At 52.3% G+C, this 3,145-nt stretch carries 4 protein-coding genes; all 4 read left to right on the top strand.

Annotated elements, in window-relative coordinates; all coding sequences use genetic code 11:
• The coding region (locus tag M0974_RS30440; RefSeq protein WP_297845651.1) for an ABC transporter permease at nucleotides 1–401 on the top strand (401 nt) is incomplete at its 5' end.
• Nucleotides 398–1,162, top strand: a complete 765-nt coding sequence (locus tag M0974_RS30435; protein ID WP_297845650.1) for an ABC transporter ATP-binding protein — start codon at nucleotides 398–400, stop codon at nucleotides 1,160–1,162. The genes M0974_RS30440 and M0974_RS30435, both read left to right, overlap by 4 nt.
• Before the next feature lie 42 nt (nucleotides 1,163–1,204).
• On the top strand, nucleotides 1,205–2,530 hold the full coding sequence (hisD, locus tag M0974_RS30430) for a histidinol dehydrogenase (protein ID WP_297845649.1): 1,326 nt from the start codon (nucleotides 1,205–1,207) through the stop codon (nucleotides 2,528–2,530).
• Between the two features lie 40 nt (nucleotides 2,531–2,570).
• Nucleotides 2,571–3,145 (top strand): hypothetical protein (locus tag M0974_RS30425; protein WP_297845647.1); only part of this gene is annotated, 575 nt, incomplete at its 3' end.

The following is a 3,145-nucleotide window of genomic DNA, read 5'->3' as shown; positions in this document are numbered from 1 at the left end:
TCCAAAAATTTCTCATCATCTGGTTGGGCACGTTCTTCCAGCAAGTTTTGATGGTCATGGACTCAGTGAAACGCGTGCCGACAGATTTTGTTGGTTTGGGCCGAACACTGGGTATGAGTGACCGTAAGATCCTTTGGAAGATTGTGCTTCCAAGTGCGATGCCTGGAATCTGGGATGCATTGCGCGTCAGTCTTGGCTGGGCGTGGACATGGCTGGTGCTGGCTGAGCTCGTTGCATCGACTTCAGGGTTGGGGTACCGGATCACCGTTTCTCAGCGCTATTTCCAGACCGACACCATCATCGGCTACATCTTGTTCTTGGGTATTCTCGGCCTTATCACCGACCAAGCCATGCGTGCCGGTGAAAAAGTGTTGTTCCGTTACAATAGGAGACGGTCGTGAGTACGTTAGCCATTCAGAACCTTCACAAAAGCTTCATGCTCAATAATCAAGAAAATAAAGTTCTTGATGGCATCAGTTTGACCTTGGCTGATAACGAGTTTGTTTCTATCGTTGGTATGTCGGGTTGCGGGAAAAGTACCCTACTTTCCATTGCGGCTGGTCTTGAAGACTTTGATGCGGGCGATGTTACCGTTGATGGCGTCCCTATCGACGGTGCAGGTATGGATCGTGGCGTAGTATTTCAAGCGTATACATTGCTGCCGTGGTTAACGGCGTTGGAAAATATAGAGTTTGCGTTAAAAGCAGCGGGAAAAAAGGGTAAAGAGTGCCGAGAAATAGCACTTGAACATCTGGATCTGGTGAATTTGAGCGCTTTCGCAGGTGCATACCCAACAGAACTATCTGGCGGTATGAAGCAGCGAGTAGCCATTGCTCGTGCACTTTCATATCGACCAAAAATTTTACTAATGGATGAGCCTTTTGGTGCATTAGACGCGATGACCCGGCGTCAAATGCAGGAGCTTTTGACGCAGGTCTGGGAGGCTCATCGACTTACTGTGATGTTTGTTACTCATGATGTCGAGGAGGCGGTCTATCTTTCCGACAGAATTGTTGTCATGGGGGCAGGTTACATCAAGGAAACTATTGATGTTCCTCTTCAGCGACCTCGCTTTGATGGGATGAGTGATCTTCCTGAGTTTCTCGACATTCAACGCCATGTACTTGGAATGATTCGTCACAACGCGGCTGCTCACGCCTAGTTAGTGAACTACAGATAACTGAAACTTGATTGGAGTGATGTGATGAAACAACCAACTTTTCACGACCTGACCAACGTTGATGGTCTGCCACCGGAACTCTTCAAGCGCACCGAAGCAGATCTCTCTTTCTTCACCGAGAAGGTCAAGCCAATCATTGAAGCTGTACACGCCGAAGGCGACGCAGCTCTCATTCGCTTTGCAAAAGACTTTGATCGCGTGACAGCAGAGAACATGTCCATTCTGGCTGAAGAGAGTGAATTTGAAGCAGCATTCGCGCGCATGGATCCGAAGGTCATCGACTCCATTCGCTACGCTGCTGAGAATATCCGTGCATTCCACGTTGCCCAGAAGCCTGAAGAGATGTGGCTGAAGGAAATGCGCCCTGGTGCGTTTGCAGGTGACCGCCACGTACCGATTGACTCGGTAGCCTGCTACGTCCCTCGTGGTAAAGGGTCGTTCCCAAGCGTGCTGCTGATGACCGCTATTCCAGCCATCGTGGCCGGGGTTCCTCGTCCAATCGTTATTACTCCACCTGGCCCGGATGGCAAGGTAGACGATGCAACTCTGGTGGCTGCGCGCCTGATCGGTATCAAAGAAATCTACAAATGTGGCGGGGCGCAGGGTGTTGCTGCGGTTGCCTACGGAACCCAGACCGTCCCGAAATGCCTGAAAATTGTTGGCCCAGGTTCACCGTGGGTTGTTGCTGCCAAGCGTCAGTTATCTCACCTGATTGATCCAGGCACACCCGCTGGCCCTAGCGAAAGTGTTGTGCTTGCTGATGAGACTGCCAACCCGAGACTGGCGGCATTGGATCTGATCATTGAGTCCGAGCATGGCCCGGACTCGTCGGCCTACTTGGTAACCAATAGTCGTGAAGTTGCTGAAGGCGTGATCGCGGCTCTTCCTGGTCTATGGGCCATGCTCGATCCCAAGCGTGCTGAGTTTTCCCAGACCGTGCTGTGCGGTGAGCACGGTGGCGTTGTGTTGACTAAAGACTTTGATACCGCCGTGGAGTGGGTCAACGAGTACGCGCCAGAGCACTTGGAAATTTTGTCTGAGGAGCCTATGGCAGTGATGACCCGGATTCGCAACGCGGGTGAAATCCTGCTGGGTAACTACACGCCTGTGACCCTTGGCAACTTCGTGCTCGGCCCTAACGCTGTGCTGCCGACTAACGGAGCGGCGAAGACCGCTGGCCCACTGTCCGTGTTCGACTACATGAAGCGCATCTCAATTGGTTACGTGACTCGTGCTGGGTACGACGAATTGGCCGATCAAGCGCATGGTTTTGCCGTCTACGAGGGCTTCAGTGCTCACGCTCTGGCTGTTTCCCCGCTGCGTAAAGAAATCATCCGCGAAGGCAAATGATGCGCCCATGTGATCAGCGAAATTCTTGAAGGAAATCCATATGAATCAGACGTCGGAGCCGTTAGCGGCGCAGGCTAGAACACTCGCTAAACAAGGCGATTGGGAAGGCGCTCGTACCAAGTTGCTGCAATTGGTTACTGAGGTCATTGGCACTCACGCGCTGGACCTCAAGATCAACCGCGACCAATACAGCCTGAACTCTTTAAATGGCGTGGTAGAGCTGGTCGACGGTCGCCGCTTGTTCTTCAAATACCACAATGAAGAGGGTGAAGATAAAACCATTGAGGAGTACTACAACGCCGAGCTGCTCCGCGATGCGGGCTACCGTGTTGATGTGCCGCTTTATGCATGCGGTGATCCGGGCCGTCAGATTTTGTTTTACACAGTTCGAGAAGACCTTCGCCTTGCTGATGTTTGCCGTGACGTCGAAGAGGCGGGTAGTTGGCAAAACAGTGAATCTATTAAGCATGCTCAAGAGGATTACGATCGGGAAGCCCTGGAGATCGCCTTGCGCTCCCTCAAGGTCGGAGCGGTCGCTGACATAGTAAAGGAGCCCGTACACCAACTGTTTCACCATCGCCTCGTTACCGAAGGACTGCGTGATGGGTTGGGGGG

The sequence above is a fragment of the Pseudomonas sp. genome, assembly GCF_026224925.1.
In the GTDB taxonomy this organism is placed as follows: Bacteria; Pseudomonadota; Gammaproteobacteria; order Pseudomonadales; family Pseudomonadaceae; genus Aquipseudomonas.
This window is presented reverse-complemented; position numbering and strand designations above follow the sequence as displayed.